14 protein-coding genes, 1 pseudogene and 1 riboswitch are annotated in these 16,399 nt (G+C 73.8%); of the genes and pseudogenes, 13 read left to right on the forward strand and 2 right to left on the reverse strand.

Translation table 11 applies throughout. The annotated features are described in order from the left end of the window. A pseudogene (locus tag SH587_RS24075) lies at positions 1–340 on the forward strand (hypothetical protein); the annotation flags it as partial. 63 nt (positions 341–403) lie between these two features. Next, the gene (locus SH587_RS24080) at positions 404–1,528 is read left to right on the forward strand and encodes an AAA family ATPase (protein WP_320673210.1); all 1,125 of its coding nucleotides are present in this window, start codon (positions 404–406) and stop codon (positions 1,526–1,528) included. Between the two features lie 4 nt (positions 1,529–1,532). Here the strand turns inward: SH587_RS24080 and SH587_RS24085 are convergent, their stop codons facing one another. Further along, on the reverse strand, positions 1,533–3,050 hold the full coding sequence (locus SH587_RS24085) for a carboxypeptidase M32 (protein WP_320673211.1): 1,518 nt from the start codon (positions 3,048–3,050) through the stop codon (positions 1,533–1,535). Positions 3,051–3,148: 98 nt separating this feature from the next. Next, a riboswitch (ZMP/ZTP riboswitch) is annotated at positions 3,149–3,233 on the forward strand. Between the two features lie 22 nt (positions 3,234–3,255). On the opposite strand from SH587_RS24085, the gene serC reads away from it, so the two are divergent. The 11 genes from serC to leuB all read left to right on the forward strand — a co-directional run bounded on the left by serC (position 3,256) and on the right by leuB (position 15,813). Continuing rightward, positions 3,256–4,431 (forward strand): phosphoserine transaminase, encoded by a 1,176-nt coding sequence (serC, locus tag SH587_RS24090; protein WP_320673212.1) that lies wholly within the window; start codon positions 3,256–3,258, stop codon positions 4,429–4,431. Between the two features lie 26 nt (positions 4,432–4,457). Next, complete coding sequence (gene serA, locus SH587_RS24095; protein WP_320673213.1) at positions 4,458–6,071, forward strand: phosphoglycerate dehydrogenase; 1,614 nt, start codon at positions 4,458–4,460, stop codon at positions 6,069–6,071. Positions 6,072–6,310: 239 nt separating this feature from the next. Next, positions 6,311–7,966, forward strand: coding sequence for a 2-isopropylmalate synthase (locus tag SH587_RS24100; protein WP_320673214.1), 1,656 nt, complete (start codon positions 6,311–6,313; stop codon positions 7,964–7,966). A 103-nt stretch (positions 7,967–8,069) separates the two neighbouring features. Beyond that, entirely contained in the window at positions 8,070–8,768 is a 699-nt protein-coding gene (locus tag SH587_RS24105) for a ferritin-like domain-containing protein (protein ID WP_320673215.1), read from the forward strand. A gap of 109 nt (positions 8,769–8,877) precedes the next feature. Beyond that, positions 8,878–10,230: an NCS2 family permease gene (locus SH587_RS24110; protein WP_320673216.1), complete on the forward strand. Its 1,353-nt coding sequence runs from the start codon at positions 8,878–8,880 to the stop codon at positions 10,228–10,230. A gap of 230 nt (positions 10,231–10,460) precedes the next feature. Further along, positions 10,461–11,075 (forward strand): helix-turn-helix domain-containing protein, encoded by a 615-nt coding sequence (locus SH587_RS24115; protein WP_320673217.1) that lies wholly within the window; start codon positions 10,461–10,463, stop codon positions 11,073–11,075. A gap of 39 nt (positions 11,076–11,114) precedes the next feature. After that, positions 11,115–12,548, forward strand: a complete 1,434-nt coding sequence (gene leuC, locus SH587_RS24120) for a 3-isopropylmalate dehydratase large subunit (RefSeq protein ID WP_320673218.1) — start codon at positions 11,115–11,117, stop codon at positions 12,546–12,548. A 36-nt stretch (positions 12,549–12,584) separates the two neighbouring features. Continuing rightward, positions 12,585–13,193: a 3-isopropylmalate dehydratase small subunit gene (leuD, locus tag SH587_RS24125; RefSeq protein WP_320673219.1), complete on the forward strand. Its 609-nt coding sequence runs from the start codon at positions 12,585–12,587 to the stop codon at positions 13,191–13,193. A gap of 9 nt (positions 13,194–13,202) precedes the next feature. Next, positions 13,203–13,910 (forward strand): class I SAM-dependent methyltransferase, encoded by a 708-nt coding sequence (locus tag SH587_RS24130; protein ID WP_320673220.1) that lies wholly within the window; start codon positions 13,203–13,205, stop codon positions 13,908–13,910. Next, entirely contained in the window at positions 13,907–14,734 is an 828-nt protein-coding gene (locus SH587_RS24135; protein ID WP_320673221.1) for a class I SAM-dependent methyltransferase, read from the forward strand. Before SH587_RS24130 ends, SH587_RS24135 begins: the two co-directional genes overlap by 4 nt. A 29-nt stretch (positions 14,735–14,763) precedes the next feature. Beyond that, a complete protein-coding gene (leuB, locus tag SH587_RS24140; protein WP_320673222.1) occupies positions 14,764–15,813 on the forward strand; it encodes a 3-isopropylmalate dehydrogenase in 1,050 nt (349 codons plus the stop codon). A 52-nt stretch (positions 15,814–15,865) separates the two neighbouring features. Here leuB and SH587_RS24145 read toward each other — a convergent pair. Beyond that, positions 15,866–16,399, reverse strand: a 534-nt coding sequence (locus SH587_RS24145; RefSeq protein WP_320673223.1) for an HAD family acid phosphatase, incomplete at its 5' end; no start/stop codon positions are given.

The raw sequence follows: 16,399 nt of genomic DNA on the forward strand, positions 1-16,399 counted from the left end.
GGCCGCGCCGCCCGCGCCCGCCCCGCGGCCCGAGCGGCCCCCGCGGCCCGACCGGTCCGCTCCGCCCGTCGCCGGCCTGTCGACCGACCGGCCGGCCACGGCGACGACCCCTCCGCGGCCCGGCGCCCGCCCGGCTTTCGACGTCGGCCGGCTGGTGGCGGCGATCGCGATCGCCGCCTTCACCGGCGGCTTCGGCGCCGTCGTCGGCGGCTGGATCCTGCTCCGCGGCCGGCCCGGTCCCGCCCAGCAGGCGATCGGCTGGCTGTTCCTCGTCTTCGGCACGCTCTGGGTGCTGTTCCTGCTGCTCGGCGTGGCGCTGACCGCCGGCGGCTTCGACTAGCCGCAACACGAAAACTTCGTGTCGTCCCACACGACATCTTCGTGTGACCTCTACGATATCCCCGTGTTCGCGGGCAATCCCTTCCGCTACGACGCGCCGACGCCGCCCGAGCGGCTGATCGACCGCCGCGAGGAGCAGCAGCAGCTGTCCCGCGCCGCCGCGTCGCGAACGGCCGTCCGGCTCTCGGCCCCGCGCCGCTACGGCAAGACCAGCCTGCTCCACGCCCACTGCGCCGCGCTGCGGTCGGCGGGCCACCGGGCGGTGCTCGTCGACCTCTCGTCGGTCGGCGACCGCGAGGCGGTCCTCGGCCGCGTCGCCGCCGCCTACGCCGGACTGGGCCGACCCGCCGGCCAGGCCGTCCGCGGGCTGTTGATGCGCTTCGGCCTGACGGTCGGCGTGCCGGGGCTGGCGACGGCCCAGGTCGCCCCGGCCGGCGCGCGCGGGCCGGCGGCGGTGCCCGACGCGGCGCTGGTCGAGCTGCTCGACCTGCCGCGCCGGCTCTACGCCGAGGACGGGATCCTCTCGGTGGTCTGCTTCGACGAGTTCCAGGACCTGCTCGGGGCCGGCCGCGGGCTCGACGGCCTGCTGCGCTCGGTGATCCAGCACCACGGCGACGCGGCGGCCTACGTCTACGCCGGCAGCGCGCCGTCGCTGATGCGGGCCCTGTTCGACGACCGCGAGCGGCCGCTCTTCGGCCAGGCGCGGCCGCTGGAGCTCGGGCCGCTGCCGCTCGACGAGGCGCTGGCCGACGGCGACCGGCTGATGGAGGAGATCGGCTACGGCTCGCTGGAGGCGCTGGCGACGCTGGTGGCGATCGCCGACGGCCACCCGCAGCGGACGGTGCTGCTGGCCCACCACCTGGTCGAGCTGCTGGAGCAGGGCGCCGACCGCGACGAGGCCAGCCTGCCCGACGCCGTGGTGGAGATCGCCTTCCGCGAGGTCCGCGACGCGCTCGAGGCGACCTGGGCCGGGCTGCCCGGCGCCGAGCGCCACGTGCTGCGGGCGATCGCCCGCGGGCTGCCGCCGACCGGCCAGGCCGCCGCGGCCGAGAGCGGGACCCCGGCCACGACCCTCGCCTCGGCGCTGCGGCGGCTGGTCGACGACGGCCAGCACGTGGTCGCCGCGGGCTCCGGCTGGCGGCTGATCGACCCGCTGCTCGGGCTCTGGATCCGGCGCGCGACGACCTAGGCTCCTAGCCGCCGTTCGGCACCAGCCCGTAGAGGGCGCCGAACTTGGTCGTCAGGTAGCGCAGGAACGGCTCGGGGTCGAGCCCGCCGCCGGTCGTCTCGCGCAGGATCTCGTCGGTCGTGCGGGTGCGACCGTGGCGGTGGACGTGCTCGCCCAGCCACTGCCGCAGCGGCGCCGCGTCCCCGCGCGAGATCGCGCCCTCGAGGTCGGGGATCGCCGCGCCGGCGGCGTCCCACAGCTGGGCCGAGACGATGCTGCCGAGCGCGTAGGTCGGGAAGTAGCCCAGCTCGCCGAAGCTCCAGTGGATGTCCTGGAGCACGCCGTGGGCGTCGTCCGGGACGTCGACGCCGAGCAGCTCGCCGATCCGCTGGTTCCAGGCCGCCGGCAGGTCGGCGACGGTCACCGTGCCCTCCAGCATCGCCACCTCCAGCTCGAAGCGGAGCACGATGTGCATCGCGTAGGTGACCTCGTCGGCCTCGACCCGGATCAGCGACGGCCGCACCACGTTGGCCGCGTGCAGGAAGGCGTCCAGGTCGACGCTGCCCAGCGCCTCGCCGAACAGCTCCTGGGCGCGCGGGTACCAGTGGGCCCAGAACGCCCGCGAGCGGCCGACCTGGTTCTCCCACAGCCGGCTCTGCGACTCGTGGATCCCGAGCGAGGTGCCGGTGTCGGTCGTGGTCCCGGCCAGCGCCGGGTCGACCTGGGCCTCGTAGAGCCCGTGGCCGACCTCGTGGAGGGTCGAGAGCAGGCCGCTGAGCAGGTCGGCCTCGTCGTAGCGGGTGGTCACGCGGACGTCGCCGGGACCGACCTTCTCCGAGAACGGGTGGGTCGAGACGTCGAGCCGCCAGCGCTCGTCGTCGAAGCCGATCGTGCGGGCGATCTCCAGCGCCAGCGTCTGCTGTTCCGCGGCCGGGAACGGGCCCGTCAGCGGGTCGGGCAGCGGCTTGCCGGCGATCGCCGCGATCAGCGGCCGCAGCCCGGCCTGGAGCCGGTCGAAGACGTCCCGCACCTCGGCGGTCGTCATCCCCGGCTCGAACTGGTCGAGCAGCGGGTCGTAGGGGTGGGCGGCGTCCGGGAAGCAGGCCGCGACCCGCCGCCGCAGCTCCAGGTTGCGCTCGAGCGCGGGGGCGAAGAGGGCGAAGTCGCTGGTCTCGCGGGCCCGCTGCCAGACCGGCTGGGCGTCGGCCGCGGCGGCGGCGATCTCGGCCACCAGCTCGCCCGGGATCCGGCGCGCGTGCTCGTGGTCGCGGCGCACGGCCCGGATCAGGCCCGGGTCGGCGCCGGCCGCCTCGGCCTCGTCGAGCATCCGCCCCAGCTCCGGGTCGACCAGCCGCTCGTGGGCCAGCCGCTCGATCGTCCCGCCGGCGCGGCCGCGGGCGGCGGTCCCGCCGGGCGGCATCACGACCTGCTGGTCCCAGCCCAGCACCCGCGCGGCGTGCTGCAGGTCGTCCAGCTCCTGCAGCCGGGCGCGCAGCTGGGGGTGGGGGAGCGGGGACGCGTCGGCGTCGGGACGGGAGACCATGGCGCGACGCTATCGAACGCTCCCGCCGCTCCCCGCCGGCCGTCCGGTGAGCGTTCGGTGAACGGCCTCGGGCGGCGGCGGCCCTTCGCTATCCTCCAGCGGGCCGTCGCGACTGGCGCCAGCGGGTGGAACCGACCACCGGGGAGCGACGGCACACCACCGCCGCGCGCCTGGGCACCGACGTCCACTCCCCTGAAGGAGCCGCATGACCGGACCCAGCCAGAACACCGACGCGGCGATCGCGCTGCCCGACGACCTCAAGCCCGCCGACGGCCGCTTCGGCTGCGGCCCCTCGAAGGTCCGCCCCGAGCAGCTGACGGCGCTGACGACCGCGGTCGCGCCCGACGGCGCGCAGATCATCGGCACCTCGCACCGCCAGGCGCCGGTCAAGGACACCGTCAAGCGGGTCCGCGACGGCCTGGCGCAGCTGTTCTCGCTGCCGGAAGGCTACGAGGTGCTGCTCTCCAACGGCGGCACCACCGCCTTCTGGGACGCCGCCACCTTCGGCCTGATCGAGCGGCGGGCGCTGAACCTCGTCTACGGCGAGTTCTCCTCGAAGTTCGCGAAGGCGTCGCAGCAGGCGCCGTTCCTCGACGACCCGGTCGTGGTCGAGGCCGCCCCCGGCACCGCGCCGACGGCCGAGCAGCTGAGCGAGGCGCTGGCGGCGAACGCGGTCGACGTGATCGGCTGGGCCCACAACGAGACCTCGACCGGGGTCGCGGTCCCGGTGGTCCGGCCGGCGGGCGCGGGTGACGCCCTGGTGATGGTCGACGCCACCTCCGGCGCCGGCGGCCTGCCGGTCGACGCGTCGCAGGCCGACGTCTACTACTTCGCGCCCCAGAAGTGCTTCGCCTCCGACGGCGGGATCTGGTTCGGGCTCTTCAGCCCGGCCGCGATCGAGCGGATCGAGCGGATCGCCGCCTCCGACCGCTGGGTGCCGGCCTTCTTCGACCTGAAGACGGTGCTCGACAACTCGCGCAAGCAGCAGACGTACAACACGCCCGCGCTGGCGACCCTGCTGCTGATGGCCGAGCAGCTGGACTGGTTCAACGGCAATGGCGGGCTCGACTGGGCCGCCGGCCGCAGCGCCGAGTCCTCGGGCCACCTGTACCAGTGGGCGACGGCGTCGTCGTTCGCCACCCCCTACGTCGCCGACCCCGCGCACCGCTCGGCGGTCGTCGCCACGATCGACTTCGACGACGCGATCGACGCCGCCGCGGTCGCCGCGACCCTGCGCGCGAACGGGATCGTCGACGTCGAGCCCTACCGCAAGCTCGGCCGCAACCAGCTGCGCGTCGCCTGCTTCCCGGCGATCGACCCGTCCGACATCCGCCAGCTGACCGCCTCGATCGACTACGTCGTCGAGCGGCTCGCCGCCTGACCGACCCCAAGGAGACCACCACCGCCATGTCCGAGACCACCAAGGTCCTCGTCAAGGAGAAGGTCGGCCCGTCGGGGATCGAGGCCCTGCGCGAGGCCGGCTTCGCGGTCGACCTCGGGATCGACTGGGACGACGAGACCTTCCTGGCCAAGCTGCCGGAGTACGACGGCGTCCTGATCCGCTCGGCGACGAAGTTCACCCCCGAGCTGATCGAGCGGGCGGCGAACCTGAAGGTCGTCGGCCGCGCCGGCGTCGGCGTCGACAACGTCGACATCGCGGCCGCCACCAAGCGCGGGATCGTCGTCGTCAACGCCCCGCAGTCGAACGTCGTCACCGCGGCCGAGCACACGGTCGCGCTGATGATGGCGCTGGCCCGCAACATCCCGCAGGCCAACGCCTCGATGGCGGCCGGCAAGTGGGAGCGCTCGAAGTTCTCCGGCGTCGAGCTGTACGGCAAGACGATCGGGATCATCGGCTTCGGCCGGATCGGCCAGCTGGTGGCCGAGCGCGCCCAGGGCCTGGCGATGCGGGTGCTCGCCTTCGACCCCTACGTCAGCGCCGACCGCTACCGCGAGCTGGGGGTCGAGAAGGCCGCCGACAGCGACGAGATCTACGCCCAGGCCGACTTCATCACGATCCACCTGCCGAAGACGCCGGAGACCGCCGGCTGGCTCGGCGCCGAGGCGTTCTCGAAGGTCAAGGAGGGCGTCCGGATCCTCAACGTCGCCCGCGGCGGCCTGGTCGACGAGGCGGCGCTGAAGGACGCGCTCGACGCCGGCAAGGTCGCCGGCGCGGCGCTCGACGTGTTCCCGGAGGAGCCGGTCAGCGACCACCCGCTCGCCGGCTACGACAACGTCATCCTGACCCCGCACCTGGGCGCCTCGACCGCCGAGGCCAACGACCGCGCCGGCTTCCAGGCCGCGGAGCAGATGGTCGCCGCCCTCACCGGCGGCACCGTCACCAGCGCGGTCAACGCGCCGGCCGTCGGCCGCGAGGACCTCGAGGTGCTGCGGCCGTTCCTGCCGCTCTCCGCCAGCCTCGGCCGGGTCGCGGCCGACCTCGCCGGCGGCAGCTCGATCGAGCGGATCGAGGTCGAGGTGCTGGGCCGGATCGCCGAGCGCGACGTCCGCCCGCTCTCGCTGGCCGTCCTCCGCGGGGTGCTGGCGGGCCGCACCGAGGAGGCGGTCAACGACGTCAACGCGCCCTCGCTGGCCGCCGAGCGCGGGATCGAGATCGAGGAGACCACCCGCACCCAGGCGCGGGACTTCACCGACCTGATCCGGGTGACGGTCGTCTCCGAGGGCGTCCGCCACCGGGTCGTCGGCACGACGCTCGGGCGCCGCAACCGGCCCCACCTGCTGGAGGCGTGGGGCCAGCGCTTCAACCTCCAGCTCGACGGCAACCTGCTGATCCTGCGCTACAGCGACCGGCCCGGGATGGTCGGCCGGATCGGCGTGCTGCTGGGCGACGCCGGGATCAACATCGAGCAGGCCGCGGTCGGCTACGACCAGGACGACGAGGGCGGTCGCGGCGACCACGCCGTGATGGTGATCACCACCGACGCCGCCGTCTCGGCCGACGTCCTGGCCGGGATCCTGGAGCAGGACGGCTTCGTCGAGGGCCGCGCGCTCTCGCTCTAGCCGGACCGGACGGGGGGCGGCGAGGGCGATTCGGGACGCGGAGCGTCTCGTTTCGCCAGCCGCCCCGGTGGGCTGCCGATCGCGGGTGCTACGCTCCGCGACAGTCATGGCTCAGCGCCTCGACCTCGCCCTTCTGCTGCTCCTCCCCCGCTAGGGGGAGCGACGCGTGGCGGCCGCATCAGCCGCGAACCCACAGCAGAGCAGGATCCGAGGACGAGCCCCGAAGGAGAACCCCGACCATGACCACGCCCGCCGACCCGAACCGGGTCATCATCTTCGACACCACGCTGCGCGACGGCGAGCAGTCGCCGGGCATCTCGCTCAACAAGGGCGAGAAGCTCGAGATCGCCCACCAGCTGGCGCGGCTCGGCGTGGACGTGATCGAGGCCGGCTTCCCGATCGCCTCGCCGGGCGACTTCGACGCCGTCCAGGCGATCGCGCGCGAGGTCCAGGGTCCCGTGATCGCCGGTCTGGCCCGGGCCCAGGCGGGCGACATCGACCGCGCCGGCCAGGCGGTGAAGGACGCCGAGCGGCCGCGGATCCACACCTTCATCTCGACCTCCGACATCCACATCGAGCACCAGATGCGCAACACGCGCGCCGACGTGCTGGAGGGGGCGAAGGCGGCCGTCGCGCACGCCCGCTCGCTGGTCGACGACGTCGAGTTCAGCCCGATGGACGCCACCCGCGCCGACCCGGAGTTCACCGCCCAGGTGCTCCAGATCGCGATCGACGAGGGCGCGACCACGATCAACGTCCCCGACACCGTCGGCTACGCCACCCCCGACGAGTACGCGCAGTTCCTGACCAAGCTCTACGAGTACACGCCCGGCCTGCGCGACGTGGTGCTCTCGGTCCACTGCCACGACGACCTCGGCCTGGCGGTGGCCAACTCGCTGGCCGGCCTGGCCGTCGGCGCCCGCCAGATCGAGTGCGCGGTCAACGGGATCGGCGAGCGGGCCGGCAACACCTCGCTGGAGGAGATCATCATGCTCCTCGCGACCCGCCACGACCGGCTCGGCTACACGACCGGCGCGGTCACCACCGAGATCGCCCGCACCAGCCGGCTGGTCTCGCGGCTGACCGGCTACGCGGTCCAGCCGAACAAGGCGATCGTCGGCCGCAACGCCTTCAGCCACGAGTCCGGGATCCACCAGGACGGCGTGCTCAAGAACCGCCAGACCTTCGAGATCATGGATCCGGCCACGGTCGGGATCGACGACGCCGAGCAGCTGGTGCTGGGCAAGCACTCCGGCCGCGCGGCGCTGAAGGACGCGCTGGCGAAGCTCGGCTACGACCTCGACGGCCAGGCGCTGCGGCAGGCGTTCGACAAGTTCAAGGAGGTGGCCGATCGCAAGAAGCAGGTCACCGCCATGGACCTGGAGGCGCTGGTCACCGACGAGCTGCGGACCGGCGACGACACCGTCGGCGCCTTCCAGCTGATCTCCTACGCCGTCGAGGCGACCAGCGACGCCCGGCCGCCGCACGCGGTGGTGGTGGTCGCGACGCCCGACCAGGGCGAGGTCTCCGGCTCGTTCACCGGCGACGGCCCGGTCGACGCGGTCTTCCGGGCGATCGACGCGGCGATCGGGGTCGACGCGCGGCTCCGCGAGTACCGGGTCGACGCGGTCACCGGCGGCCAGGACGCGCTCGCCCAGGCGTCGGTGGTGCTCGAGCTGGGGACGGCCGGCGCGGCCGTCCGCTGGGACCTGCCGGGGGTGGTGGTCGGCGACCGGATCACCGGTGCCGGCCAGGCGGTCGACCCGGACACGATCCGGGCCTCCGCGATCGCCTACCTGCGGGCGCTCAACGTGGCGGCCCGCAAGGTCGCCGCCGAGCACCGCTCGGACGCCGACCCGGCCGCGGCCGGCGCGGCGCTCGAACCGACGCCCTGACGGCGGGCGCATCCGATCGGGTCGCCGGGTCGTTGGACCCGGTGAGCGGGCGTCGCGGAAGCGACCGCGGCGCCCGGCCGCCCACCACCACGGAGAGCGCCCCATGTCGCACCCCATCAACCTGGAGCAGCTGGACGTCGACGGCGACGTCCGCGAGGCGGCCGAGGCCGCCGGCTTCGACCGCAGCACCTTCCTCCGCAACGGCGCGATCGCCGGCGCCGGCCTGGTCGCCGGCGCGTCGGTCTTCGGCCTGCCGTCGCTGGCCGAGGCGAAGATCTCGAGCAGGAAGTCGCTGACCAACGACGTCCGGATCCTCAACTACGCGCTGACGCTGGAGTACCTGGAGGCCGCCTTCTACGCCGCCGCCGTCGCGGCCGACGACTTCGCCTCGCCGGAGCTGAAGCAGTTCGCGCAGGTGGTGGCCGTCCACGAGGCCGACCACGTCAAGTTCCTCAAGAAGGGGCTCGGGAAGAAGGCCGTCAAGGCGCCGAAGCTCGATTCCAGCGCGGTCGCCGGGGCGGTCTCGAAGGCCAACTTCGGCGCCACCGCCGCGGCGCTCGAGGACACCGGCGTGGCCGCCTACGCCGGTCAGGGGCCGAACATCAAGACCCGCGCCTACGTCCAGGCCGCGCTCTCGATCCACTCGGTCGAGGCCCGCCACGCCGCCTGGATCCGCTACATCCTCGGCGGCGGCGCGGTCGGCGCCAGCCCCAAGGCGTACCCGGCCCCGGCGACCTTCGACAAGGCCCGCAGCGAGCGGGCGACGCTGAAGATCGTCGTCGCCACCGGCCTGCTGGCCTGATCGGCGCCGCGTACGCCGATTCCGCCGCGCCGGGGCCTAGTCTGGCCCTGCGCGGCGGCCGTCCCGGGGCCGGTCGCGGTGCGTCGTTCGCTGCCCCGATGAGGACCCCATGGACCGCTTCTTCCGCATCAGCGAGCGGGGCAGCAGCGTGCGCACCGAGGTGCTCGCGGGCCTGGCCACGTTCGCCACGATGGCCTACATCCTGGCCGTCAACCCGTCGATCCTCGGTGCGCTCGCCGACGGCTCCGGGCTGAAGCTCGACCACGGCGAGCTGGTCACGGTGACCGCGCTCGTGGCCGGCGCGATGACGATCGCGATGGGCCTGTTCGCCAACGTCCCGTTCGCGCTCGCCGCCGGCCTCGGCATCAACGCCTTCGTCGCCTACACGCTGGTCGCCGGCGAGGGCCTCGGCTGGTCCGAGGCGATGGGCGTGATCGTCGTCGAGGGCCTCGTGATGCTGGTGCTGGTCCTGGTCGGGCTGCGCGAGGCGGTGATGAACGCGATCCCCGACGCCTTGAAGCGGGCGATCGGCGCCGGCATCGGCCTCTTCATCGCCTTCATCGGCTTCAAGGACGCGGGGATCGTGATCCGGCCCGAGAGCGCCGACCCGATGGTCACCATCACCCGCGACCTGGGGACCTGGAACACCGCGGTCTTCCTGATCGGCCTGGTCCTGATCGCGGTCCTGATGGCGCGGCGGGTGCCGGGGGCGCTGTTGATCGGGATCGTCGTCTCGACGCTCTTCGCCGGGATCGTCAACAAGCTCGCCGACGGGACCCCGATCGCCGGCGCGGTCCGGCCCGACAAGCTCGCCGACACGCCCCACTTCGGGCTCGTGGGCGACTTCTCGTTCGACTTCTTCAGCACCCTCGGCTTCGGGGCGGCGGTGGCGCTGGTGGTGACCGTGCTGATGTCGAACTTCTTCGACGCGATGGGCACGGCGCTGGCCCTCGGCCGCCGGGCCAAGCTGACCGACGACCAGGGCCGGCTGCCGGGCATGAGCCGGGTGCTGCTGGTCGAGTCGGTCGGCGCGGTGGCCGGCGGCGCGGCCTCGGCCTCGTCGAACACGATCTACATCGAGAGCTCGGCCGGCGTCGAGCAGGGCGGCCGCACCGGCCTGGCCAACGTCGTCACCGGCGCGCTCTTCCTGGTGGCGATGTTCTTCGCCCCGGTGGTCGGCGTGATCCCGACCGCCGCCACCGCCCCGGCGCTGGTGATCGTCGGCGCGCTGATGATCAGCGTCGTGGCCAACATCGACTGGGAGGACATCGGCGTCGCGCTCCCGGCCTTCGCCACGATCGCGCTGATGCCGTTCACCTTCTCGATCGCCAACGGCATCGGCGCCGGGATGGTGCTCTACGTCCTGATCGCCGTCCTCCGCGGCCGCTGGCGCGAGGTCCACCCGCTGCTGGCCGTGGTCGCCGCGGTCTTCGTCTGGTACTTCCTGCACGGCACCGTCTAGGGGCGGCGCGGGGCGTCCGTGGACGCGTCGCATCTCGGGCCGGGCGGCGCTCGGCAGGCGCGGGGCGAACGTCACGCGCCGGGCCCCTCACCCGGGGCGTGCGACGTTGGCCCCCGTGGGCGTCGGTGAACGTCGCACGGCGGCGGGGGGCGGGGGAGGCGTGCGACGTTCACCCCTCCCTCCGTCGTCCGCTTGACCGTACGCTTGTACGTGATACCGTACGACGGCAGATGGCGACCACGGCGACCAGCACGAGCCCGATGCCGGCCGACGCCGAGCGGATCGAGATCGGTCCGCGGGTCCGGTCCCTGCGCGAGAACATGGGCCTGTCGCTGCGCGACGTCGCCGAGCGCTGCGGCGTCTCGGCGACGACGCTGAGCCAGGTCGAGCGGGGGGAGACCTCGCCGACGCTGCAGGTCGCCGCCCGGATCGCCGCCGGGCTCGACCTGCGCCTGAGCCAGCTGCTGCGGCTCGACGAGGGCGGCTCGGTCACGATCGTCCGCCGGGCCGAGCGCCGTCGCGGCGGCGACCCGAAGCGCGGCCACGTGGTCGAGATCCTGACCGCCCCGCTGCCCGGCCAGCGCAGCGAGCTGACCCGCCACGAGCTGCGAGCCGGCGCCCGCACGGGCAAGGCCGGCGATCCGCCGATGCACGAGCCCGGCAGCCGCGAGATCGCTCTCGTCGAGCGCGGCGCGCTGGTCCTCCACTGCGACGGCGTCGACCACGCGCTCGCCGAGGGCGACTGCGTGACCTTCGACGCCGACCTGCCCCACCACTTCGACAACCCCGGTCCCGAGGACGCGGTCCTGCTGGCCGTCGTCAGCGCCGGCCTGCGCCGCAGCTGACGTCTCGCGACCCTCTCTCCACCCTCACGGAGCGCACGAATGCCCAAGACGCTGTTCGACAAGATCTGGGAGGCCCACGAGGTGGGAGACGGAACCCCCGCCTCCCTGATCTACATCGACCTCCACATGGTCCACGAGGTCACCAGCCCCCAGGCCTTCGACGGGCTGCGACTGGCCGGCCGCCCGGTCCGCCGTCCCGACAAGACCCTGGCCACCGCCGACCACAACGTGCCGACCGACGGCACCCCGGTCGCGGCCCGGATCAAGGACGCGCTCTCCCGCACCCAGGTCGAGACGCTGGAGCGGAACTGCGCCGAGTTCGGCGTGCCGGTCTTCTCGCTCGGCTCCAACCGCCAGGGCATCGTCCACGTCGTCGGCCCCGAGCAGGGGATGACCCAGCCGGGCATGACGATCGTCTGCGGCGACTCGCACACCGCCACCCACGGGGCCTTCGGGGCGCTCGCCTTCGGGATCGGCACCAGCGAGGTCGAGCACGTCCTGGCCACCCAGACGCTGGTCCAGAAGAAGCCGAAGTCGATGCGGATCCGGTTCGAGGGCGAGCTGCCCTACGGCGTCACCGCGAAGGACATGATCCTCGGCGCGATCGGCCAGATGGGCGTCGACGGCGCCGTCGGCTACGTCGTCGAGTTCGCCGGCCCGGCCGTCGAGCAGCTCTCGATGGAGGGCCGGATGACGATCTGCAACATGACGATCGAGGGCGGCGGCCGCGCGGGCATGATCGCTCCCGACCAGACGACCTTCGACTACGTCCAGGGCAAGCCGGCCGCGCCGACCGGGGCCGCCTGGGACGCCGCCGTCGAGCAGTGGAAGCAGCTCTACACCGACGAGGGCGCGGTCTTCGACAAGGAGATCGTCGTCGACGTCACCCAGCTGTCGCCGCGGGTCACCTGGGGGACCACCCCGGGGATGGTCGTCGGCGTCGACGGCACCGTGCCGACGGTCGACTCGATCGCCGACGAGGCCGAGCGCGAGCAGACCCGCCGGGCCCTGGAGTACATGGGCCTGGAGGGCGGCGAGCGGATCGAGGAGATCAAGATCGACCGCGTCTTCCTCGGCTCCTGCACCAACGGCCGGCTGGCCGACCTGCAGGCCGCGGCCGACGTGATCCAGGGCCGCAAGGTCGCCGACGGCGTCTACGCGATGGTCGTTCCCGGCTCGGTCCAGGTCAAGATCGCCGCCGAGCAGCTGGGCCTCGACAAGGTCTTCACCGAGGCCGGCTTCGACTGGCGCGGTGCCGGCTGCTCGATGTGCCTGGGCATGAACCCCGACGTCCTGCAGCCGGGCGAGCGCTGCGCCTCGACGTCGAACCGCAACTTCCAGGGCCGCCAGGGCAAGGGCGGGCGCACGCACCTGGTCTCGCCGCAGATGGCCGCCGCCGCGGCGATCGAGGGCCGCTTCGTGGACATCCGCGAGTGGCAAGGCGCCGACGACCGCGAGCCGGCCGCCGTCTAGGCGCCGGTCCCGAGCTTCGAGAGGACGAGCACCACCATGGACCCCGTGAAGATCATCGAGGGCAAGGTCTCCGACCTGCACCGCGACGACGTCGACACCGACCAGATCATCCCCGCCCGCTTCATGAAGCGGGTCGAGCGGACCGGCTTCGGCGAGTTCCTGTTCCACGACGCCAAGCAGGCGCCCGACTGGAACGTCGAGATCGGCAACCCGATCCTGACCAGCGGCGCCAACTTCGGCTCCGGCTCCAGCCGCGAGCACGCGCCGTGGGCGCTGGAGGACGCCGGCTTCAAGGCCGTGATCGCGACCTCGCTGGCCGACATCTTCTACTCCAACTCGACCAAGATCGGGCTGCTGCCGGTGCAGCTGCCGGAGGACCAGGTCCGCAAGGTCGCCGCCGCCGGCGAGGCCCGGATCGACCTCGAGGCCCAGACGGTCGAGGCGGGCGGCGAGACGTTCCCGTTCGAGATCGACCCGGAGACGAAGCACCGGCTGCTGAACGGCCTCGACGACATCAGCCTGACCCTGGCCAAGGGCGAGCAGATCGACGCCTACGAGGCGCGGCAGGCCGAGCGCGCCTGGTCGGGCCCCAGCTCGCTGTCGCTCCCGGCCGAGGACCCGATCGCCACGACGCCCGTCGGCTAGGAGGCCCCGATGAGCGCGCCCGCCGCCGGCTGGTACGACCGCTGGTCGACCGGCTACGACGCCCAGCGCCGCCAGCTGATCCCGCCCTTCGACGCGTTCTACGGAACGGCGGTCGAGGTGGCGACGCTGGGCCGGCGCGGCCCCGTCCGGGTCCTCGACCTGGGTGCGGGCACCGGCCTGCTTGCCGCGGCGGTCGCCGACGCGCTGCCGGAGGCCGAGCTGGTGCTGCTGGACGAGGCGCCCGGGATGCTGGACCAGGCGCGCGAGCGGCTGGCCGGCCTCGGCGCGCGGGCGCGGTTCGTCGTCGCCAGCATGGAGGACGAGTGGCCGGCCGGCAACTACGACGTGATCGTCTCGTCGCTGGCCATCCACCACCTGGACGACGCCGGCAAGCGGGCGTTGTTCGCCCGTGCCCACGCCCGGCTGCGGCCGAGCGGGGTCTTCGTCAACGCCGAGCAGGTCGCCGGTCCGACCGCGGCCACCGACGCGCTCAACGTCGCCCGCTGGGGCGCCCAGATCGCCGCCGCCGGGATCACCCCGGCGCAGCGGGCCGACGCCGACGCGCGGATGGCGCTCGACCGGCCGGCGTCGGTCGAGGACCAGGTCCGCTGGCTGCGCGAGGCCGGCTTCGCCGAGGCCGACTGCGTCTTCAAGCAGTGGCGGTTCGCGGTCTACGCCGGCTGGCGGGACGCGGTCGCGCTGGAGGCGGCGGCATGAGCGCCCCGCGCGACTGGGAGGCCGGGACCTACCACCGGGTCTCGCAGCCCCACGCCGGCTGGGGCGCCGACGTCCTCGCGCGGCTCGACCTGCAGGGCGACGAGACCGTGCTCGACGCCGGCTGCGGCAGCGGCAAGGTCACCGCCCAGCTGGTCGAGCGGCTGCCGCGCGGCCGCGTGATCGGCGTCGACGGCTCGCCGGCGATGATCGAGCAGGCCCAGAAGCTGCTGCCGCCGACGGTCGAGCTGCACGTCCAGGACCTGACCGAGCTGGCGCTGCCGGAGCCGGTCGACGCGGTCGTCTCGTCGGCGACCTTCCACTGGATCGCCGACCACCCGCTGCTGTTCTCGCGCCTGGCCAGGGTGCTGCGGCCCGGCGGCCGGCTCGAGGCCCAGTGCGGCGGGGCCGGCAACGTCGCCGACGTCGAGGCCGCGATCGAGCGCCTGCGCGAGCACGAGCCGTGGGCGACCGCCTTCGCCGGCTGGGACGGCCCCTGGAACTTCGCCGGCCCGGAGGAGACCGCGGAGCGGCTGCGGGCCGCCGGCTTCGTCGACGTCCGCTGCGGGCTGGAGCCGCGCGACGTGACCCCGGACGATCCCTACTCGTTCCTCCACGCCGTCGTCCTCGGCGCTCACCTCGACCGGCTGCCGGGCGAGGTCCACGACGACTTCGTGCAGGCCGTGCTCGCCGAGCTGACGCCCGCCGACGGCGCGCCGATCACGATCCACTACGAGCGGCTGAACCTGAGCGCGACCCGCGCCGGGGCCGCGACCGGGACGGGCGAGAGCCCCGACCGGATCGCCGCCCGCCTGCGCCGCGACTGACCACGACCCAGAGCGAGACACGTATCCCCATGGCCCACCAGATCGCAGTCCTCCCCGGCGACGGGATCGGCCCCGAGATCACCGCGCCGACCCTCGAGCTGCTGAACGAGCTGGGGGACTTCGCGTTCTCCGAGCACCCGTTCGGCGGGGCCTCGATCGACGCCCACGGGACCGCGCTGACCGACGAGACGCTGGCCGCCTGCCGCGCCTCCGACGCCGTCCTGCTGGCGGCCGTCGGCGGGCCGAAGTGGGACACCACCGACCCGTCGAAGCCGCGGCCGGAGCAGGGCCTGCTCGGCCTCCGCAAGGAGCTGGGGCTGTACGCCAACCTGCGGCCGGTGCGGCCGGTGCCGGCGCTCTACGACGCCTCGGCGCTGAAGCGCGAGGTGCTCGACGGCACCGACCTGCTGGTCGTCCGCGAGCTGACCGGCGGGATCTACTTCGGTGAGAAGACCCGCACCGACACGGACGCCTCCGACCTCTGCCACTACACCGTGGCCGAGGTCGACCGGATCGCGCGGGTCGCCTTCGACGCCGCCAAGCGCCGCCGCAACCTCGTCCACTCGGTCGACAAGGCGAACGTGCTGGAGACCTCGCGCCAGTGGCGGCAGGTCGTGCACGAGGTCCACGCCGCCGACTACGCCGACGTCGAGCTGGCCGACCAGCTGGTCGACTCGTGCGCGATGGAGCTGATCGCGCGGCCGACCCAGTTCGACGTGATCGTGACCGAGAACCTCTTCGGCGACATCCTCTCCGACGCCGCGGCGATGCTCTCCGGCTCGCTCGGGATGCTGCCCTCGGCGTCGGTCGGTGGGGCGGGGGGGATCGAGTCTCCGGGCGTCTTCGAGCCGGTCCACGGCTCGGCGCCGGACATCGCCGGCCAGGGGATCGCCAACCCGCTGGCGACCTTCCTCTCGGCCGCGATGATGCTCCGCCACGGACTCGGGCTCGAGGCCGAGGCGACGGCGATCGAGTCCGCGGTCGACGGCGCCCTCGGCGACGGGCTGCGGACGAAGGACCTCGGCGGCGACGCCACCACCGCCGACGCGCTGGCCGCCGTCCGCCGCCGGATCGGCTGAGCGGCCGGCGGCCCCCGTCCGGCGGTCGCTCCGCCGGACGGGCCTCGCCGGATCAGCCCGTGTAGAAGGGGTTCGGCAGCTTGAAGGTCTTCTCGCTGTGGCCGCCGACCAGGTCGCTCTCCTGGTCGCCGACGTTGGCGACGATCCGGTAGCCGCGGTCCTCGATCGCGGCCCGCTCGGCGGTCTTGTAGGTCGCCGAGCTGCCGAACGGGTTCTCCTTGAACGAGAGCCCGGCCCAGCCGCGGTAGCCGACCGCCTCGAGGTTGCGGGCGGTCGTCTCGCGGAGGCCGGGGACGATGACCGGGCGGGCGGTGATCAGGAAGATCGCCATCCCGCGCTTCTGGGCCGCCACGTAGGCGTCCGAGACGCCCGGCATCCGGGTGCCGGTGCCGCTGAGGGCGCCGGGGAACTGGCCGACCGAGCCGGTCTCGGGGTCGGAGCCGGGGACGCCGATGTAGTTCGACAGCAGCGTCTCGTCGATGTCGAAGACCACCGCCAGCGGGCCGAGCGCCCGGCAGGCGGAGCCGGCGGGGCGGGCGACCGCGGGCGGTGCGGCGGCGGCCGCCGCGGCCCGGGCGGCGCTGGC

This window comes from Patulibacter defluvii, assembly GCF_034096925.1.
GTDB classification, from domain to species: Bacteria; Actinomycetota; Thermoleophilia; order Solirubrobacterales; family Solirubrobacteraceae; genus Patulibacter; species Patulibacter defluvii.